Raw genomic sequence first — 17761 nt, forward strand, 5'->3', positions numbered from 1 at the left:
ACACTGTTATATGCTTGAAACTCATTTTGAAGTAATGCTTTTTTTGAAACTGTTACACCGATATCTCCTGAAAATAAACTATTATCAATTTGCTTCATATTTTTTTGTAGCGAATGGATATAATATTCAAACATATCATCTGTTGTATTAGGTGCAACTGCAATCGCTGTTATTTTTCGCTTCGATATCGTTTTATAAATAATTTGATTCGCTTCTGATTCCGTCGCTTTCTTCATTAAATGGATTTTATGTTCCATTTTTGCCAAAGCATACTCGATTTCTCTTTGCTTTTTCAGCATCATTTCTTGTTGTTTTTCAAGTAAATTCAGCGCATAAGACGGATTTCGTTCATCAATATATTTCTTTATTTCCTTTAATGGGATATTCAATTGGCGTAAAAATTTAATCGTGTCTAATAGTGAAAACTGATCAATTGTGTAATAGCGATAATTCGTTTGCGGGTCCACAATAGACGGATGAAAAATTCCTTTTTCATCATAGTAGCGTAATGTAGATTCCGCTATATTATGCATTTTTGCCATTTCCCCAATTGTAAAACGTTTATTTAATAACATATGCCCTTCTCCAATTCATTAAAAATGTATCCTTATTTCTTCTTATTATATAGTGATTCCCTCCATACCTAAATCGAATCCTATCATGAAAATCTGCTATTTTTTCATTGATTTTTAATAAATTTTATTATATATTAATTACAGGTTCAAATTACAAGTTCAAAAGAACTCGTAATAAGACCCTTTGTTTAATGGGTTTTTACATATTTTCATTAGGCAAATTCCGAGAAATCGTATGATAAAACTAAAAATGATGAGGAGAGGATCAGATGGAATTCGAATTTTTCTTTCAAATTGCACTTATTTTATTAAGTACAAAGCTCGCTGGTGACCTTAGTGTTAGATTAGGTCAACCTTCTGTACTGGGTAAATTAATTGTCGGTATCGTTATCGGTCCAGCTTTATTAGGTTGGATTGAGAATTCAGAACTTCTAACGCAATTAAGTAATGTCGGGGTTATTCTTTTAATGTTTATGGCTGGACTTGAAACAGACTTAAAAGAATTAAATGAAAACCGTAATTCTTCTTTAGCAGTCGCAATTGGAGGTATCGTTCTTCCATTTGTAGGTGGTTACGTTGCCGGTCTTGTTATGGGCATGGAACAAGGGAACGCTGTCTTTTTAGGATTACTTCTATGTGCGACAAGTGTTAGTATTTCTGTTCAAACACTTCGCGATTTAGGTAAGATGAAAACACGTGAAAGTACAACAATGCTTGGAGCAGCTGTATTTGATGACATTCTTGTTGTTATTTTATTAGCATTCGCAATGAGCTTCTTAGGTACAGATGATGTGAATTTAACAATGGTTATCTTGAAGAAAGTAGTATTCTTTGCTTCTATTATTTTAATCGGATGGAAAGGTGTTCCAGCGATTATGCGTTGGTTATCACCACTACGCGTATCTGAGTCTATCGTTAGCGCAGCACTTATCATCTGTTTCTCATTCGCATATTTCGGCGAACTATTAGGAATTGCTGGTATTATCGGTGCTTTCGCAGCTGGTATCGCTATTTCTCAAACGAACTACAAACATGAAGTAGAAAAGAAAGTAGAACCAATCGCTTATGCTATGTTCGTACCAGTATTCTTCGTTAGCATCGGTATGAATATTACATTTGACGGTATTGGTGATCAAATTTGGTTCATTTTAGCATTAACAGTAATCGCTGTATTCACAAAACTAATCGGTTGTGGATTCGGTGCACGAATGACTGGATTTGATGCAAAGTCTTCTGCAATTATCGGTGCTGGTATGGTTTCTCGTGGTGAAGTTGCACTTATCATCGCAGGAACAGGACTTTCTTCTGGCCTATTAGCACAAGATTACTTTACAGCAATCGTTATCGTCGTTATTTTAACTACGATGATTACACCACCAATGTTAAAATACACTTTTGGTGCAAAAGATAAAGCAATGAAAGCAAGTAAATAAGTTTACTATAATAAAAGGAGATTGCTATCTTATAAGATAGCAATCTCCTTTTTCGTTTCACCTTTAAACAATCTCATTCGTCTTTAACCATTTTTCAAAAATAGTTCGCGCTTCCTCATCATCGATATCATCACGAAATGAATATACTTTTATGCCATAGTCATCTATATATTCCCCAAGTTTCATTTCCTCCACCTTTTTATAAAAATCGTCTGCCTCATATTTTGGAATATAAGCATCCCAAACTGGCTCATTTATTCTTTTGTACGCTGTCACTTCTAAATCATATCCGTCTTCATAATATCCGATGTGATAATGTTTGTTAGGATCATATTTCTCCATTAAAAGCTCCTCCTAGTAAACAAAAGCGAGCCTTATATTACAGCTCGCTCCTCTCGTTCTATTTATTAAATACGTTCCATCGCTGTCTTCAACGTTCCAACAACAAAAGCAATTTCTTCACTTGAAATAACAAGTGGCGGTGCTAATGTTAAAACGTTATTATACCCCGCTGTTGTCATACCGTTACGCCCAATAATAAGTCCTTTTTCTTTACAAGCATTTACAACACTTGCAATTTTGTCGTTATCAATTGGTTCTTTCGTCGCTTTATCATTTACTAGTTCGATTCCAACTAATAACCCTTTCCCTCTAATATTACCAACAAGCGGATGTTCCCCAATTTCTTCTTTTAATTGATTTAATAAAAGTGAACCCATTTGGGCAGAGCGCTCAATTAAATTTTCATTTTCCATAATCTCTAAGTTTTTAAGCGCTAATGCACAAGCCGCTGGATTTCCACCAAATGTATTAATATGACGGAAGAATTCATATTCCCCTGTTCCTTTAAATGCCTCATAAATTTCTTTTTTCACAGCTGTTGCTGATAATGGTAAGTATGCGCTCGTAATACCTTTTGCCATCGTAACGATATCAGGCTTAACGTCATAATTCATAAATCCAAATGCTTTTCCTGTACGCCCGAAACCACAAATAACTTCATCGCTAATAAGTAACGAACCGTGTTTTTGACACGTTTCATGAACAGCTTTCATATAGTCTTGTGGCGGCATTAAAATACCTCCGCCTGTAATAATTGGCTCCATAATAAATCCCGCTATTGTTTCGCTTAATTCCCATGTCATAACACGATCTACTTCTTTTACGCATTCTACATCATAAATATTTTGCGATTCCATTTCTGGCATGCGGTAACAATCTGGAGGCGTTACATGTAAAAACCCTGACGCAAATGGCTCATATTGGTATCTACGCTGTGCTTGTCCAGTCGCTGCCATCGTTGCCATTGTGTTTCCGTGATAACCACGATAACGTGACATAAATTTATAACGATGCGGTTCACCTTTTTGAGCATAATATTGTCTTGCTATTTTAAAAGCTGTTTCATTCGCTTCTGATCCACTATTAGAGAAGAATATAACATACTCTCCACCAAGCCACTCGTTTAACTTTTCAGCGAGCTTAATCGCTGGCTCATGTGATTGTGACATCGGAAAGTATGATAATGTTTGCAATTGCTTATAAGCTGCCTCTGCGAGCTCTTTTCTTCCGTATCCACTATTCACACACCAAAGACCACTCATACCGTCTAAGTATCTTTTTCCTTGTATATCTTCAACCCAGCACCCTTCTGCTTTTGCCCCTACCATTGTACTACTTGGGCTAAAAGGACGCATTCCGTGCCAAACATATTGCTCATCTTTTGCTAATAATTCATCGGTTTGTTTTGTCTTCATCATTTCTTCCACCTTCCATAACAACTTATTTTTCACAAAGCTGCGCTGGTGCCATGATGAGTTAAATTTCTCCCTGCCTATTTTCATTCCACAAACACAAGACAAATCCTACCAAAAATAAAGTAATATTTATCCCGCATTAACGGGCAGTAAAACTCCCACCCAAAAATTCAGCTGGAGCAAAGAAGTTAGGTGGGAGATTAACTGCCCATAAACGCCCGATTGGTGAAGGCTAATAATCAGTGTGGGGGGATGAGCAATCCCCCACACTGATTAAAGTTTCACTTTATAAGAAAATGCCAAAAGAAATAGAAGCTTTTCTTATATTTCGAAAAGCTCCTCTTTTTTTAATGTGAAGAAGCATCACTAATACCATGACCAGTATTAGATTTCACAAGAATTTCATCAAACTTTGCTGCATCTTCTTTCTTACTAGAGAAAACAGTTCCTAAATATGCTGCAAGGAATCCAAGCGGAATAGAAACAATTCCAGGTGTCGTATATGGGAATATCGCCTCTCCAACAAATATAGCTTTCCCTACCACGGGATTCCAAACATTTGGACTTAACCCAACAAGAACAATTGCTGATACAAGACCAACAATCATACCACAAATTGCACCCGTTGTATTAAAACGCTTCCAATATATTGTAAATAATATAACTGGTAAATTTGCACTCGCTGCAACTGCAAATGCTAGTGATACTAAAAATGCTACGTTTAATGTTTGCGCAAATAAAGCAAGTATAATAGATACTATCGCTACTCCAATAGACGCATAACGAGCCATTGAAACTTGCTCTTTTTCCGTTGATTTTCCTTTGCGAATAATCTCGTTATAAAAATCATGAGCAAATGCGGAAGCCGCTGTTAATACAAGACCTGCTACTACAGCTAAAATTGTTGCAAAAGCAATCGCCGATACGAATGCGAATAAGAAATCTCCACCTAATGCTTTAGCTAATAAAGGTGCTGCCATATTACCGGCTGGATTTGCTTGAATAATTGCCTCATTCCCTACAAACGCCGCCGCACCAAATCCTAAGAAAATCGTCATAATATAAAATGCACCAATTAACCACGTAGCGTACACAACTGATTGACGTGCAGTTTTTGCATCACGTACTGTGAAAAAGCGGACAAGAATATGCGGTAATCCTGCCGTACCAAGAACTAGTCCTAAATTTAAAGAAAGTGTATCCAGACCATCTTTATACTTTACTCCTGGATTTAAAAACGATTCCTTCAATGGAGTAGCTGTTTTCATTTGAGCGAACATTTCTGTCACACTGAAATTAAATTTGGAGAAAACGATAACAGAAATAATAAATGTACCTGCCATAAGTAGTACAGCCTTTACAATTTGTACCCAACTTGTAGCAGTCATACCTCCAAAAATAACGTAAACTGTCATTAGTGTACCAACGATTAAAACAGATGTCGTATATTCAATTCCTAATAATAATTTAATAAGTGCACCCGCACCAACTAATTGTGCAATCATATAAAAAATCGAAATCGTCATCGTATTAAGTGCTGCAATACCACGAACCTTTTTCGCATCAAAACGCGCCGCAATCATATCCGCTAACGTATACTTCCCTAAATTTCTAAGCGGTTCTGCAACTAGGTATAATACAACTAAGTAAGCAACTAAGAAACCTATACTATAAAAGAACCCATCAAATCCTGTTAAAGCTATCGCTCCGGCGATGCCAAGAAATGACGCAGCAGACATGTAATCCCCGGCAATCGCCAGGCCATTTTGCCAACCAGTTAATCCCCCTCCAGCCGTATAAAATTCACTCGCATTTTTCGTTTTTTTCGATGCGAAATAAGTTATAACAAGTGTACCAAGGACGATAATTAAAAATAACGCAAAGGCGGTTGTATTCAAAGTCAGCCCCTCCCTTGTTGCATATCTTGCAGAATTTTTCGCGAGATTTCATCAAAGGATTCTGCTTTTTTGCTATAAATCATACATAATGCCCATGTCATTATAAATTGCGCAAAAGCAAATACCCACGCCCATGTAACATCACCAAATACCGGTGTATTAAGCACCTTTGAATACGATGTTAAAATAGGTAATGTAATAAAAAAACTTAAAAAGAAAATACTCATCGGAATGATAAACTTCTTTTTCGTATTTAATAACAATTGAAACTCTTCCGACTGAACAACTTCTGTATAATTCACCTCATTTTGTAACTTACGTGCTGACGTATCATCTCGTTTCATTCTCTGGTCCCCTCTCTTAACTTAAAATACAATTTCTCCTTGCATACCAAAAGACTAAATTTTATAAATATTCAGAAACTTATTTTCATTTTAGACAATCCGTACATTCCTGCAAAGATTTTTCGATAGACATTTTTCGTCATTTTCTCCTAAATTTTCAATATACTTTTTCAACATAAAATTTGATTGATTCGATTAAACTTTTATTCCCGTTAAAACAGAATAAAGTGAAACTTTAATCAGCGTGGGGGGTTATGGGCAGCACGACTCCCACCTAACTTCTTCGTATTCGCCGAATTTTGAGGTGGGAGTCTTACTGCTCGCAAATAGCGGGATAAAAAAAGTAGTGCTTATCGCACTACTTCTGTCTTTGTCTCCTTTTCTAAATTACGAGCTGTTTCGCTTAATTCAACGTCTTTTCCATCTTTAAGCGTTCCAAATATAAAATCGAATACTGGATTTGAAACACCAAACCAAAACTTTTCATTTTTATAATGGTGTAATATATGCTGTTTTTTTAGCCATCTTCCAAACTTAGTGAAGGGACGAATTGGCTTATGTGCAATATAATGTTTCCATTCATAAACGAGGAGCATGATAATCATTCCGACTCCAAATGAAAGTGTAACAGTAACACTTTTTGTAATACCATATGATATAAGTAAATAGATAGTAAAGCTAGGTATACTAAACCATACAGGCAAAAATAAAAGTTTTAAATCATCTGGATAGACGTGATGATCATAATGTAATCTTCTTAACATTTTTAATAAAAGTGCGTTTTTAGGCGGCTTTAAATGGAATAAAAAACGATGTGTCATATATTCGTTTAGCGTATAAAAAACAATCCCAAACAAACACGCTAACATACCGATCCATGTAAAAAATTGCATTTTTAAAATAAGGATAAAAATTAATAGAACACTATACATAATAACAATATCATGTTGCAAAAAGAACTCCTTTACCACTCTCTTCATCTTTCTTCCCCCTTCTCCACAAAAACAGCCGCAACATATCGTTACGACTATTTCTTTTCTATTTTATTCTTATTCTATTCACTTTACAAATTTGCCTGCTGTTCTATTGTCGAGAAAAAAGTGTTCGGACCAAATATATTTTGCTTTGGGATAATGTGTTCTACTGCAAACACTGTTACTTCACCCCTTTGTACTTCTCCAATAATAAGCCCAAATACTTCATGGTTTACCGCAAACGTTGGTTGTTTCGTTTGCAGCAACCTTGCTGCATTTTTAAATACCGCTTCATATAGTGGATTCCTATCAGTAATTTCTTTTCGGATTTTTGGTGCTAAAGTGATGATAATTTCTTTTCCGTCAATAGTGGTTCGATACATAAAAATCTCCCCTTCAATCTTATATGAACAACTGTAAAGCTTTGTATGCAAAATGGATAGAATATCCTACTAAAATAATACCTGCTCCGGCTGTAATATAGCCAAGTGCTTTTTGCTTTAATAAAGTTCTTCCGAAATGTACAGAAAAAGCAATATTTAAGTTCCACAAAATAATACCAACAATAATGCAAAGACTGTACAAAAAAGCTTCTTGTTTCGTTACTTTTGTAAGCAAAGAGCTAAGTGTACTTCCGTATATGCCAAACCAAAAAACGAGATTTAATGGATTGGATATCGCGATAAAAAATCCTGCCATAAAAGATTGTTTAAGTCCACCTATCTCTTCTTGTTTATATTCCATATTAGAGTGAGAAATTCCTTGTTTCACACTTTGAAACCCTAAATAAAACAACAAGAAAAACCCAGTGCAATACATAAAAGCTTGTACATATGTATACATAAACACAGAAGATAAACCGAAATAAATAAAAAGCATAAACAAAATATCAGCAGTCATTCCTCCAATTCCAACAATCCATGCATGCCAAAATCCACGTTCAATTCCCCTTTTTAACATTTCAATATTAATCGGACCTACAGGCGCAGCTAATGAAATACCTAATACTATTTGTTGTATAATTGCTCCAAACATCGCTCTATCCTTTCTACTTCTTTTACTATTAAGTAATGATGTAAATATAGAAAATAGACTAGCTTTCATAAAAATTATTCACTAATACAGTACCCTTTTTTATCCAAAATATACAAAAGAGCCATCCTGTTGATGGCTCTTATTTCTCTACTCTATGATGAAAAGGACATTTACCTTTAATCGGCTCAATATCATCCCCTATGAAATATTGTTTCCATTCACGATGATTAGGATCGCCGTAGTGACTAATGTTAGGGTGTTTCGGCAACTGATCCCACTTTTCAACTCGTTCACGGACCATTTGTCTTGAATACGACCCTTTAGGACGATCTCCTTCTAAGCCATCGAAAATAGTTCGTGGCTGGAATCCAATAACGAGAGAATTTCCTAAATGCCTAGTCTTTCGCTGTTTATAAGCTGGCGCATTCCCAAATGCAAATATTGGTTCACCACCAAATGAAAATTCCCATAAATAATGCTCTGGATTTTTCGGGATTTGCTTTGGCCATACTTGATTATCTTGTTCATGTAAATATTGTAGTACTTTCCAAAAATAATCTCGATAATATTCGATTGATTTTTCTTCACATTCCGGTTCCACAAAAAGAAAAAAGCCCCTTCTTACAATCGGCCGCTCTCTCATTAACTCTAAAAAAGATAACATTGTATTGGGTAAATGCCCCCAATCATTATGAGAGAGAAATGAATAACGAAGTTCATTCTTTTTCAAAGCTGTTAAACCGAAATAACACGGAAAAGTTGGTTCTAACACGACACTCGAAAAATTTTGAAATTCTTTTGCAACCCAATTCGGTATGTCGCCTCTATTTTTCATTCCTTCATTATCTAATAAATAAGACTCATCCATTCTTTCACCTCATTATGTACAGCATTCACTTAAGAATATTACATACTCGGCTTGTCCTATACCTTTTTAAAAATACAAAGATTTCAAAGCGCTTACTTGACTAAATTCTACCAATTCGTGTATATTTAAATTAATCATTTAGCAGAATATTCGAGAAAATAGCATTTTTTATTTATATTATTTTTTAAAATGAATTTCACTAAATGAAAAAAGGAATCGTTTTTAGGAGGAATTGTGACATGCAAGGAAAAGTAAAATGGTTTAACAATGAAAAAGGTTTTGGATTTATCGAAATGGAAGGCTCTGAAGATGTATTCGTACATTTCTCTGCTATTCAAAGCGACGGCTACAAAGCTTTAGAGGAAGGTCAAGAAGTATCTTTCGACATTACTGAAGGAAACCGTGGACCTCAAGCTGCTAACGTAGCAAAACTTTAATCCCACATATGACAGGAGGTTACCTTACTTGGTAACCTCCTTTGTTATTCCTTTGTATATTTCCGTTTTACAGAGCAAAAACTATGTGAAATGCGCAAAATCCAAAGGAGGCAATAACAATGGGGTCACATGTAAATGATTTTGAAGAAGTAAAATTCCGTGTAGAAACTGCACAAAAAATGGTAGGTTCTGCAACAATTTCAATGGATCCAGACACATTAGAGCATGCCACTACTGCAGTAGAATCGGCTCGTTCTCAGCTTGAAGTCATGAAATCCGTTGCAACAGATTTAGATGAGCCATTTCTAATGAATGAAGAAAAAAAATTAAGTAAATGCGAGCATCAATTACACGAAGCGAAGCACTAAAAAAACATCCAGAGAAAATTCTCTGGATGTTTTTTATGACAATTGCTCCCCATACTTTTTCAACTTCTCTCCAACCGTACATTGCCGTATACAAAAAGAATGGGCATAGTATTTACTATGATTTTTCCGATTATGTTCCTGCAGGAAACACCCTCCGCAATACGTTTCTAATAAGTCATTTACCTCTGTAATGAGTTGCTTCTTCTTCACGTGTGCACCTCTCTATTCGGTTATTTCTTTATGACTATCAATTGTCGTCCCTTCTAATGCTTGCGCTGCTAATTGATGTGCCTCTTTATTTTGTTTTCTAGATATCGGTTCACAAACAAGTTTTAATTTCATTTGCTTCGCTTTTTGTTCAATTTGGTCTAAGTAATGATTTAAATGTTCATCATAGCAAGGCCATTCACCAGCTAATTGCTGCAGTACAACTTGAGAATCTCCACGAAGTGTAACCGCTTCATATTTAATTCCTAATTCTTCGAGTGTATTCACCCCGTATAATAATGCTGCATACTCCGCTTCGTTATTATCATATATGCCTTCTATATATGCATTGCGACGAATTCGGTAATTTGTATTTCCTTTTTTATAGTATACACATATACCCACCCCAGCTTCTTTCGTCTGTACATCATAACCACCATCAAAATAAACTTGAATTTCTTGCGGATCTTCCTCCACTTGCTTACTCAGTTTTTTCATTTCTTTTAATGACCATTCCGCGTCCATTTCATCGTAAAATAAAAGTTCTTTCGCCCTTCCTGTTTTCTCAAAATCCTCCGCAAATTGAAGTACTTCTTCTATGTTCATATAATCTGTTGTTAATTCAGTTTGTAAACCACGCTTCGTTTTATACAACCAATGTATTTTATATTTCATACTAGATTCCCCTTTTATAAGACTTCTTATATGTAGCCAGCTAATGAAAGCCTCACTTTATTTTATCCCTTTCGGCAAGCAGACTCCATCTGATTTGCGTTACGGGTGAAACCCAACAATTCAGGTGGAGATGAATTGCCGTCAGAAGGTAGACCAAACACTTTTGTTTCGTTCATAACAATTTTTTGAGGGCGAATATTTGTTTCTTTTTGTCTTACGATATAATCTGTCGTAGATAAGGAGGGAATATATCGTAAGACAACGAAATTGGATAATAATAATCATTTGGTTACTTGAGCCAAAAGGAATTACGATGAAGATCAGGTTCATATTTTGTTCCGTTTCGTTCCAAATAATGATTTGTCAAAAGCGATTAACAGTTACAAAAGTGTTAGTTCTCGTTTCCTGAAACGAGATTTTCCTAAGATAAAACATGATCTATGGAAAGAAATGTTTTGGTCTCGAAGTTATTGTCTTTTAACAACGGGCGGTGTACCTATAGATTCTATCCGTAAGTACATTGAATCACAAGGAAAGCAATAATTTTAATGAACTCTCTGAGAAAGGTGGTGAAAACAATGGCTAGAAAGAAAGCAGTGAAAGTATTACGTAAACAAAAGAAAAGAGAAACCATGCAACGATTCACGCAGAAACAGAATATCGGACGAGCTTGTCTCACAGCAAAAGAATTTCGTTTACTTCAGCGCATGTCACATAGTTCAAAAGCATTGCGAAATGTTGGATTGTACACCATAAAAAAAAGTTATTTGAATCATAATAAAATGGCTACTGTAAAAGAAGTGGATACTGCCATGCAAGCCGATTTGAATTACTCGGGCATTCAATCAAACTCTGTTCAAGCGATTCGTAGAGCCTTATTTACAGAAGTGAAGAGCTTTTTTAAAGCATGGGAACAGTGGAAGAAAAACCCTGAAACATTCACAGGTCGTCCTAAGTTTCCAAATTATTCTCGTTCAACTGACAAACGAATCATTGAAATCTACCAAGTTCCAAAAGTGGATGATAACGGGTATTGGATGATTCCGATGAATGTTGCATTCAGAAAAAAATTCGGTTCCATAAAAATACGTATGCCTAAAAATTTAATAAATAAACAAATCTCCTACATTGAGATTGTACCGAAGCAAAAAGGTCGGTTCTTTGAGGTGCATTACACATATGAGATGCACGTTTCTCAAATGAAGAAACAATCCACGACTACTAGTAACGCTTTGAGTTGCGATTTAGGTGTAGACAGATTAGTAAGTTGCGCAACAAATACAGGTGATGCATTTTTAATTGATGGAAAAAAACTAAAATCTATTAACCAGTACTTCAACAAAATGATACGTAATCTGCAACTGAAAAATATGGAAAATGGACTTTCGAAACGAGTTGTAACGAACCAAATGGCTGCACTTTGGCATAAACGAGAACGACAAATAAATGGTTACATTTCACAAACTGTAGGTTTGTTGTTCAAAAAAGTGAAAGCATGCAACATAGATACTGTTGTTGTAGGGTATAATGCTGGTTGGAAACAAAAATCTGATATGGGAAAAAAGAATAATCAAAAATTTATTCAAATCCCATTTCATAAACTGATTGCAGCAATTAAGAATAAATGTGTAAAAGAAGGCATCCGTTTTTTTAAACAAGAAGAAAGTTATACTTCAAAAGCCAGTTTTATTGATAAAGATCCGATTCCAGTTTGGTCTAAGGATGATAGGACGCATTATCGCTTTAGTGGCAAACGAATGACTCGTGGTCTGTACCAAAGTAAAGCAGGAACATGTATCCATGCTGATATTAATGGTGCATTGAATACATTGGAAAAATCAAGAGTTGTAGAATTGCATGAAAATCTTAAAGTGAAAACGCCGATTCTATTAGAAGTGCAAAAACGTAAGGCTGTTGCTTCGCGCATAGCTTAGTGGGTGCGTCAACCATCCATGTGTACTCGACTTGTCGGGGCTTGTAGCACACGCCGGATTCATCTGAGTGGTGGCTTCTTCCATAAGGAAGAACTGCTCTTTTTCAAAAGGGTGGTGCAAGTGGGGAAACGATTGTTCGTTTCTAGTACCAACCAAAAACTTACTTGGGGTGTTACCGTAAGGTGGCATGAATTCTAGAGCGTCAAACTGTCTAGCGATAGATGAAAAGACCTAGAGTTCTAACTCAAGCCCCCACTGAAACGTTTCATCACAGTGGGGATAGTTGACCAAGAGTCACAGTATTATATTCAATATAATCACATACAAAAAGAGCCATCCTATATAAGGACAGCTCTTTCATCTATTGCATAAATCTTTCAAATTGCACTCGCTTATTAATCCAGTACATTACAGGCATACCAATTGCCATTACAACAAATTCACCAACTGCACAAGTTAGCCATGTCAATAAAAATGGCAGATCAAACGCAAGATGAAGTTCAATTGCAATCATAAACATTGTGACTGTAAAAATAACTGTATTAAAAATCATACGAGCCCAAACACCTTTAATGAAGCGCATAGAAATAATAGTTGCAAGTAATGCAAGAATGGATTGCCCTACTCCAAATACTAAATCATAAGCGATCATAGGTGAGAAAAAGAGATTCGTTAAAAATACACCTAATACAATCCCGTAAATTGCTTTCTTATTGAATACAACGAGATGATTAAACATCTCTGAAATACGAAACTGTACACTGGTAAAGCCAAATGGCTGAATAAGCATAGAAACAGCAATATATAATGCCGCTAAAATACCATTACCGACTAATGTCCTTATATTCATGACAAAATCTCCTTAGTTTTTTTACGTGGGATGGTTTCGAACCACGTTATTCGTTTTTTAAGCAACAAGAATATATTCTACGCAATAGACACTCTCTCGTCAATAGATTCCTATCATTAACTACCTTTTTTCTTTTAGAAAACGTATAATAAAACATATGAAAGTTTTAGGAGGTTTCACTTCATGACAGCAACAATTCAAAATGAAAAAGTGATCGTTTCCATTTCTGACAAAGGTGCAGAATTACAAAGCGTTCGCTTAAAAGAAGATAACACTGAATACTTATGGCAAGGCGATTCTACTTATTGGGGGCGCCGCGCACCAATTTTATTCCCAATTGTCGGCCGATTAGTAGATAATACATACTACGTAGATGGTAAACCGTATTCTTTAACACAACACGGCTTTGCTCGTGATCTTACATTCTCTGTACAAGAACAAAGTGAAACGAAAATCACTTATATTGTAACTAGTAATGAAGAAACATTAAAAAAATACCCATACGAATTCGAATTACTCGTTTCTTATGAGCTAGACGGACAAATCGTCCATGTAACATATGAAGTAAATAATCCTGCTTCAAAAGAGATGTTCTTCTCAATCGGAGCACATCCTGGTTTCAACTTCCCCTTATTAGAGGGCGAATCATTTACTGATTATCATTTAGCATTTAATGGTTCTGAACGCTTAGAAACAAGCGTATTAGAAGGACCTTATCTTTCAAGTAAAAAACAATCAATTGCTGAAAATACGAATGAATTACCACTTACATACGATTTATTCAAAAATGATGCGCTTATTTTTGAAAATATGAATACGGATGAAATCTCTATTCGTTCTCATAAACATAATAAATTTGTAAAAGTAGAATTTGACGGATTCCCATTTGTCGGCGTATGGACACCAGGCGAAAACGCACCTTTCTTATGTATTGAACCTTGGTACGGTATTGCTGATGAAGTAAATCCGGCAAAAGATTTCAAGGAAAAAAAAGGAATTCAATCTTTACAAGCGAATGAAACATTTACATGTCGTTATAGTATTACAATCGGCTAAAGTACTCTATCCCCTACTTCAAAGAAACATGTAAGTAGGGGATCATCTTATAATTTGGAGGTTTCTCATTTTGATTGAAGTATATATTGATGGTGCATCAAAAGGAAATCCTGGTCCTTCTGGTGCTGGAGTGTTTATTAAAGGGGTGCAACCAACTGTACAATTATCATTGCCCCTTGGGACAATGTCCAATCATGAAGCAGAATACCACGCCTTACTTGCGGCATTAAAATATTGCACGGAGCATAATTATAACATTGTCTCTTTTCGTACAGATTCGCAACTTGTCGAGCGAGCTGTTGAAAAAGAATACGCAAAAAATAAAATGTTTGCACCACTATTAGAGGAAGCATTGCAGTACATAAAAAGTTTCGATCTCTTTTTTATTAAGTGGATTCCAAGTAGTCAAAATAAAGTCGCTGATGAATTAGCTAGAAAAGCTATTTCACAAAATTAACGGGGGTATGAGTGTGAAAAAAGGGTGGATTGCTCCTCTCGCATTATTATTCGTCTCTTTTATTTGGGGAGCTACGTTTGTTGTCGTTCAAAATGCTATGTCTTTTGTTGGACCATTTACTTTTAATGCTATTCGCTTTTTATTCGCTGGAATTATTTTATTATTCGTTCAAATTATTTTCTCACAAAAAACTTCAACACAAGATATAAAACAGAGTAGTCTCGCTGGATTGATTGTTGGATTCTTTTTATGTGTTGGCTACTTACTACAAACATTCGGCTTACTTTATACAACCTCTTCAAAAGCTGGTTTCTTAACAGGGCTTAGTATCATTATGGTTCCAATCTTGTCTTTTATTTTTTTAAAACAGCGAGCTACAATTTTCATTGCACTTGGTATTACTGTAGCAACAGCAGGTTTATATTTATTAACGGCTGGTGATTCTTTTCAATTAAACATTGGAGATATACTCGTTCTCGGTTGTGCTGTCGCTTTCGCTGCCCATATTCTTGTTAACGGTTTCTTTTCTAAGAAAATATCACCTTTATTACTAAGTACTTCTCAAGTATTAGCTGTCGGTATATTTTCTTCTATTTGCGCTTTTTTGTTTGAAGATTGGGAAAAATTACTTTCAGTATCACTATGGACAAATCATTCCTTTTTATTCGCTCTATTTCTAACTTCTCTGTTTGCGACATCAATTGCCTTTTTCATTCAAACATCTGCACAAAAACACACTTCTCCAACGAGAGTAGCCATTATTTTCGCAATGGAGCCTGTTTTTGCAGCATTAACAGGCGTTCTAGTAGCAAATGAACAGCTTTCTATTTCTGCTGTTATTGGGTGTCTATGTATTTTCCTAGGTATGATTTTTGTTGAATTACCTTCAAAAACAAAAAAAGAAGCGCGGGCTGCGTGAAGTTACGCTTGCAACTTCCGCATAAAAGCCTTAGCGCTTTTTTTATCTGTAATTTCTTCTTCTTTCAATCGTTCTAATAACGCAACAAAATAACTGCCATCAAACTGTAACTGATGTTTAATCGTCGCTTCTATTGCTACGTTCACAATCCCATCAGATGCACCAGTATATCCTTGTCCAAACATAATAAATCCTTGTGCTTCCTCTGATAATTTAAATCCTTTCGTATGTAAGAATGAAAGATAATCTTCTACTGTTTGCATGATATTCCCACCTACTCAAAAATTCTCCACTTCCTATCATACATGTTTTTATACTCTATGAGAATGAAATTTCTTTGACAACTTTGTAAAGCAATCGTCTACTTCGTTAACAATGGAGGATTTCCTTACAACATGAAGGAATATGTACAGTGGCACTTATTTTATATTAAAGGGGAGACACGATGAAACAAGCACTATTAATTATCGATGCTCAGCAAGAATTAATTGATGGAAATGAACAAGAAAATGAAGTTTTTCGTAAAACTGAGCTATTAGCTACACTAAATACAGCTGTACAGAAAGCAATAGATTCAAATGCCCTTATTATTTTCGTAAGAGATACCGATGTTGCCTCTGGTAGCGGCGTGGGCTTTGAAGTACATAATCAAATTAAAGTACCTCAGTCTGCAATCCTTATTAATAAAGCAGCAACAAATTCATTCTATGGCACTTCTTTACTTGAACTTTTAAAAGAAGAGAAGATACATCATCTCGTTATAGGTGGATGTAAAACAGAACATTGCATTGACACAGCTGTTAGAACAGCAACTGTACAAGGATTCGATGTTACATTAATTAAAAATGGCCATTCAACAACTGATTCTAACGTATTAACTGCACAGCAAATTATCGAACATCATAATAAAACTTTACACGGTCATTATAATGTTGATCATTTTTCCGTTGTTAGAGATGTCGAGGAAGATATCTTTCAACCAATTCATGACCAATATCGCGACTAAATTAACGATAAAAAAGAATCCTTACGTGAAAAGGATTCTTTTTTATCCAAAAATTTGTGCTGCAATGCTATATAACTCATTATTCCTTTTTAATAATTGATTGCTATTTTTTATCATAATTGGCGGCATATTCACCTTTCGAAAACCAGAATTCTCTAATCCTTTCATAAAATTCACTTTCCCTTCTGGTACATCTATTCTTAATTTACCTTTATGCCCTTTTGCTAAATAATGTACCATTCTCATTGCCATCGCATCATTTTTACCAACAACTGGTCCTATTATTTTATTTTCTGGCGTTTGTATACTTATACCATATCCTAATACATTTTGTTTTGTATCCTTTATAACGATACATTGTTCACTTTGTATAATTCGATACTTTAAAAACTCTTCTCTATTTGTTCCAAATGCATCTTCGTCTATTTGTATTATTTCTTCTAAATCACATTCTTCATAATTCACAATATGCTCTTCATTTCCTACACAATGATAATTCGCATTGTACGAGTTACATATGTATTTAGAAACATAACTAACAGCTCTAAATCCTAGTTTTTTATATAAAGGCTTCCCCTCATCCGTAGCAATAAGCATAATTGGGATTTGAGTTGATACGCTTTTAACGCATGAATCCGTTATTATCTTTCCAATCCCTCTTCCTTTATAATCTGGATGTACAATTACCATTCCGATAGAAGCTAATGCCTCCCCGTATAATATAATTGCCGCGCTAGCAATAAGCTCTTCCTTCGCATTTACCATACCATATACTATACCCGTATTCAAAATCGTCTCAATTTCTTCTCTGTTATAATCCCACCCAATATAAGAAGATAATGCTACAATATCCCCTATTTTTTCTTCCCTAAGACGCTCCACTCTAAACGCCAATTCAATCATTCTCCACCTCATTATTTAGACGTTTGAATCATTCTTTCCGAATCAACTTGTACATGTTTCCCTTT

The 17761-nt window shown here is 35.2% G+C and carries 22 protein-coding genes, 1 pseudogene and 1 riboswitch; of the genes and pseudogenes, 9 read left to right on the top strand and 14 right to left on the bottom strand.

Going from position 1 to position 17761, the window contains the following annotated elements:
* Positions 1–575, bottom strand: a 575-nt coding sequence (locus AB3X48_RS05075) for a MerR family transcriptional regulator (protein ID WP_367958954.1), incomplete at its 3' end; no start/stop codon positions are given.
* Positions 576–844: 269 nt separating this feature from the next.
* On the opposite strand from AB3X48_RS05075, the gene AB3X48_RS05080 reads away from it, so the two are divergent.
* Positions 845–2008 (top strand): cation:proton antiporter, encoded by a 1164-nt coding sequence (locus AB3X48_RS05080; RefSeq protein WP_002201089.1) that lies wholly within the window; start codon positions 845–847, stop codon positions 2006–2008.
* A 63-nt stretch (positions 2009–2071) separates the two neighbouring features.
* Here AB3X48_RS05080 and AB3X48_RS05085 read toward each other — a convergent pair whose 3' ends face one another.
* From AB3X48_RS05085 to AB3X48_RS05120, 8 genes are all read right to left on the bottom strand, one after another.
* Positions 2072–2350: a DUF3986 family protein gene (locus AB3X48_RS05085; RefSeq protein WP_002201090.1), complete on the bottom strand. Its 279-nt coding sequence runs from the start codon at positions 2348–2350 to the stop codon at positions 2072–2074.
* A 65-nt stretch (positions 2351–2415) separates the two neighbouring features.
* Positions 2416–3765 carry an aspartate aminotransferase family protein gene (locus AB3X48_RS05090; protein WP_002158515.1) on the bottom strand — a complete coding sequence of 450 codons (1350 nt, stop codon included), beginning with the start codon at positions 3763–3765 and terminating at the stop codon, positions 2416–2418.
* 347 nt (positions 3766–4112) lie between these two features.
* Positions 4113–5663, bottom strand: a complete 1551-nt coding sequence (locus AB3X48_RS05095; protein WP_002201091.1) for a solute symporter family protein — start codon at positions 5661–5663, stop codon at positions 4113–4115.
* 2 nt (positions 5664–5665) lie between these two features.
* On the bottom strand, positions 5666–6007 hold the full coding sequence (locus tag AB3X48_RS05100; RefSeq protein ID WP_002158517.1) for a DUF485 domain-containing protein: 342 nt from the start codon (positions 6005–6007) through the stop codon (positions 5666–5668).
* A gap of 350 nt (positions 6008–6357) precedes the next feature.
* A complete protein-coding gene (locus AB3X48_RS05105) occupies positions 6358–6987 on the bottom strand; it encodes a sterol desaturase family protein (RefSeq protein ID WP_016104365.1) in 630 nt (209 codons plus the stop codon).
* Positions 6988–7070: 83 nt separating this feature from the next.
* Positions 7071–7364 carry a hypothetical protein gene (locus tag AB3X48_RS05110; protein WP_002011898.1) on the bottom strand — a complete coding sequence of 98 codons (294 nt, stop codon included), beginning with the start codon at positions 7362–7364 and terminating at the stop codon, positions 7071–7073.
* A 19-nt stretch (positions 7365–7383) separates the two neighbouring features.
* Positions 7384–8016, bottom strand: a complete 633-nt coding sequence (locus tag AB3X48_RS05115; RefSeq protein ID WP_199715204.1) for a LysE family transporter — start codon at positions 8014–8016, stop codon at positions 7384–7386.
* A gap of 139 nt (positions 8017–8155) precedes the next feature.
* Positions 8156–8884 carry a YqcI/YcgG family protein gene (locus tag AB3X48_RS05120; RefSeq protein ID WP_199715114.1) on the bottom strand — a complete coding sequence of 243 codons (729 nt, stop codon included), beginning with the start codon at positions 8882–8884 and terminating at the stop codon, positions 8156–8158.
* Positions 8885–9123: 239 nt separating this feature from the next.
* On the opposite strand from AB3X48_RS05120, the gene cspB reads away from it, so the two are divergent.
* The gene (gene cspB, locus AB3X48_RS05125) at positions 9124–9321 is read left to right on the top strand and encodes a cold shock-like protein CspB (protein ID WP_002011904.1); all 198 of its coding nucleotides are present in this window, start codon (positions 9124–9126) and stop codon (positions 9319–9321) included.
* Positions 9322–9440: 119 nt separating this feature from the next.
* Positions 9441–9689 (top strand): DUF2564 family protein, encoded by a 249-nt coding sequence (locus tag AB3X48_RS05130; protein WP_002158521.1) that lies wholly within the window; start codon positions 9441–9443, stop codon positions 9687–9689.
* A 33-nt stretch (positions 9690–9722) separates the two neighbouring features.
* Here AB3X48_RS05130 and AB3X48_RS05135 read toward each other — a convergent pair whose 3' ends face one another.
* Entirely contained in the window at positions 9723–9899 is a 177-nt protein-coding gene (locus AB3X48_RS05135) for a zinc-finger domain-containing protein (protein WP_002011906.1), read from the bottom strand.
* Positions 9900–9911: 12 nt separating this feature from the next.
* Entirely contained in the window at positions 9912–10571 is a 660-nt protein-coding gene (locus AB3X48_RS05140) for a ribonuclease H family protein (protein WP_016104363.1), read from the bottom strand.
* A 306-nt stretch (positions 10572–10877) separates the two neighbouring features.
* Here AB3X48_RS05140 and tnpA point away from each other — a divergent pair.
* Positions 10878–11114, top strand: a pseudogene (gene tnpA / locus AB3X48_RS05145) (IS200/IS605 family transposase); the annotation flags it as partial.
* A 35-nt stretch (positions 11115–11149) separates the two neighbouring features.
* Positions 11150–12505 (top strand): RNA-guided endonuclease TnpB family protein, encoded by a 1356-nt coding sequence (locus tag AB3X48_RS05150; protein WP_367958961.1) that lies wholly within the window; start codon positions 11150–11152, stop codon positions 12503–12505.
* A gap of 361 nt (positions 12506–12866) precedes the next feature.
* Here AB3X48_RS05150 and AB3X48_RS05155 read toward each other — a convergent pair whose 3' ends face one another.
* Positions 12867–13355: a QueT transporter family protein gene (locus AB3X48_RS05155; RefSeq protein ID WP_002011909.1), complete on the bottom strand. Its 489-nt coding sequence runs from the start codon at positions 13353–13355 to the stop codon at positions 12867–12869.
* 6 nt (positions 13356–13361) lie between these two features.
* Positions 13362–13406: riboswitch (PreQ1 riboswitch) on the bottom strand.
* A gap of 132 nt (positions 13407–13538) precedes the next feature.
* Between AB3X48_RS05155 and AB3X48_RS05160 the strand changes: the two genes are divergently transcribed.
* From AB3X48_RS05160 to AB3X48_RS05170, 3 genes are all read left to right on the top strand, one after another.
* Positions 13539–14411, top strand: a complete 873-nt coding sequence (locus tag AB3X48_RS05160; RefSeq protein ID WP_016104361.1) for an aldose 1-epimerase family protein — start codon at positions 13539–13541, stop codon at positions 14409–14411.
* A 70-nt stretch (positions 14412–14481) separates the two neighbouring features.
* Positions 14482–14868 carry a reverse transcriptase-like protein gene (locus AB3X48_RS05165; RefSeq protein ID WP_199715110.1) on the top strand — a complete coding sequence of 129 codons (387 nt, stop codon included), beginning with the start codon at positions 14482–14484 and terminating at the stop codon, positions 14866–14868.
* Between the two features lie 13 nt (positions 14869–14881).
* Positions 14882–15787 (top strand): DMT family transporter, encoded by a 906-nt coding sequence (locus tag AB3X48_RS05170; RefSeq protein ID WP_016104359.1) that lies wholly within the window; start codon positions 14882–14884, stop codon positions 15785–15787.
* Between the two features lie 2 nt (positions 15788–15789).
* Here AB3X48_RS05170 and AB3X48_RS05175 read toward each other — a convergent pair whose 3' ends face one another.
* Positions 15790–16050 carry a DUF6123 family protein gene (locus AB3X48_RS05175; RefSeq protein ID WP_001195213.1) on the bottom strand — a complete coding sequence of 87 codons (261 nt, stop codon included), beginning with the start codon at positions 16048–16050 and terminating at the stop codon, positions 15790–15792.
* 182 nt (positions 16051–16232) lie between these two features.
* On the opposite strand from AB3X48_RS05175, the gene AB3X48_RS05180 reads away from it, so the two are divergent.
* Positions 16233–16793 (top strand): isochorismatase family protein, encoded by a 561-nt coding sequence (locus AB3X48_RS05180; protein ID WP_016104358.1) that lies wholly within the window; start codon positions 16233–16235, stop codon positions 16791–16793.
* A gap of 42 nt (positions 16794–16835) precedes the next feature.
* Here the strand turns inward: AB3X48_RS05180 and AB3X48_RS05185 are convergent, their stop codons facing one another.
* Positions 16836–17696, bottom strand: coding sequence for a GNAT family N-acetyltransferase (locus AB3X48_RS05185; RefSeq protein WP_367958966.1), 861 nt, complete (start codon positions 17694–17696; stop codon positions 16836–16838).
* Between the last annotated feature and the right edge of the window lie 65 nt (positions 17697–17761).

The sequence above is a fragment of the Bacillus sp. S4 genome, assembly GCF_040838205.1.
GTDB classification, from domain to species: Bacteria; Bacillota; Bacilli; order Bacillales; family Bacillaceae_G; genus Bacillus_A; species Bacillus_A cereus_U.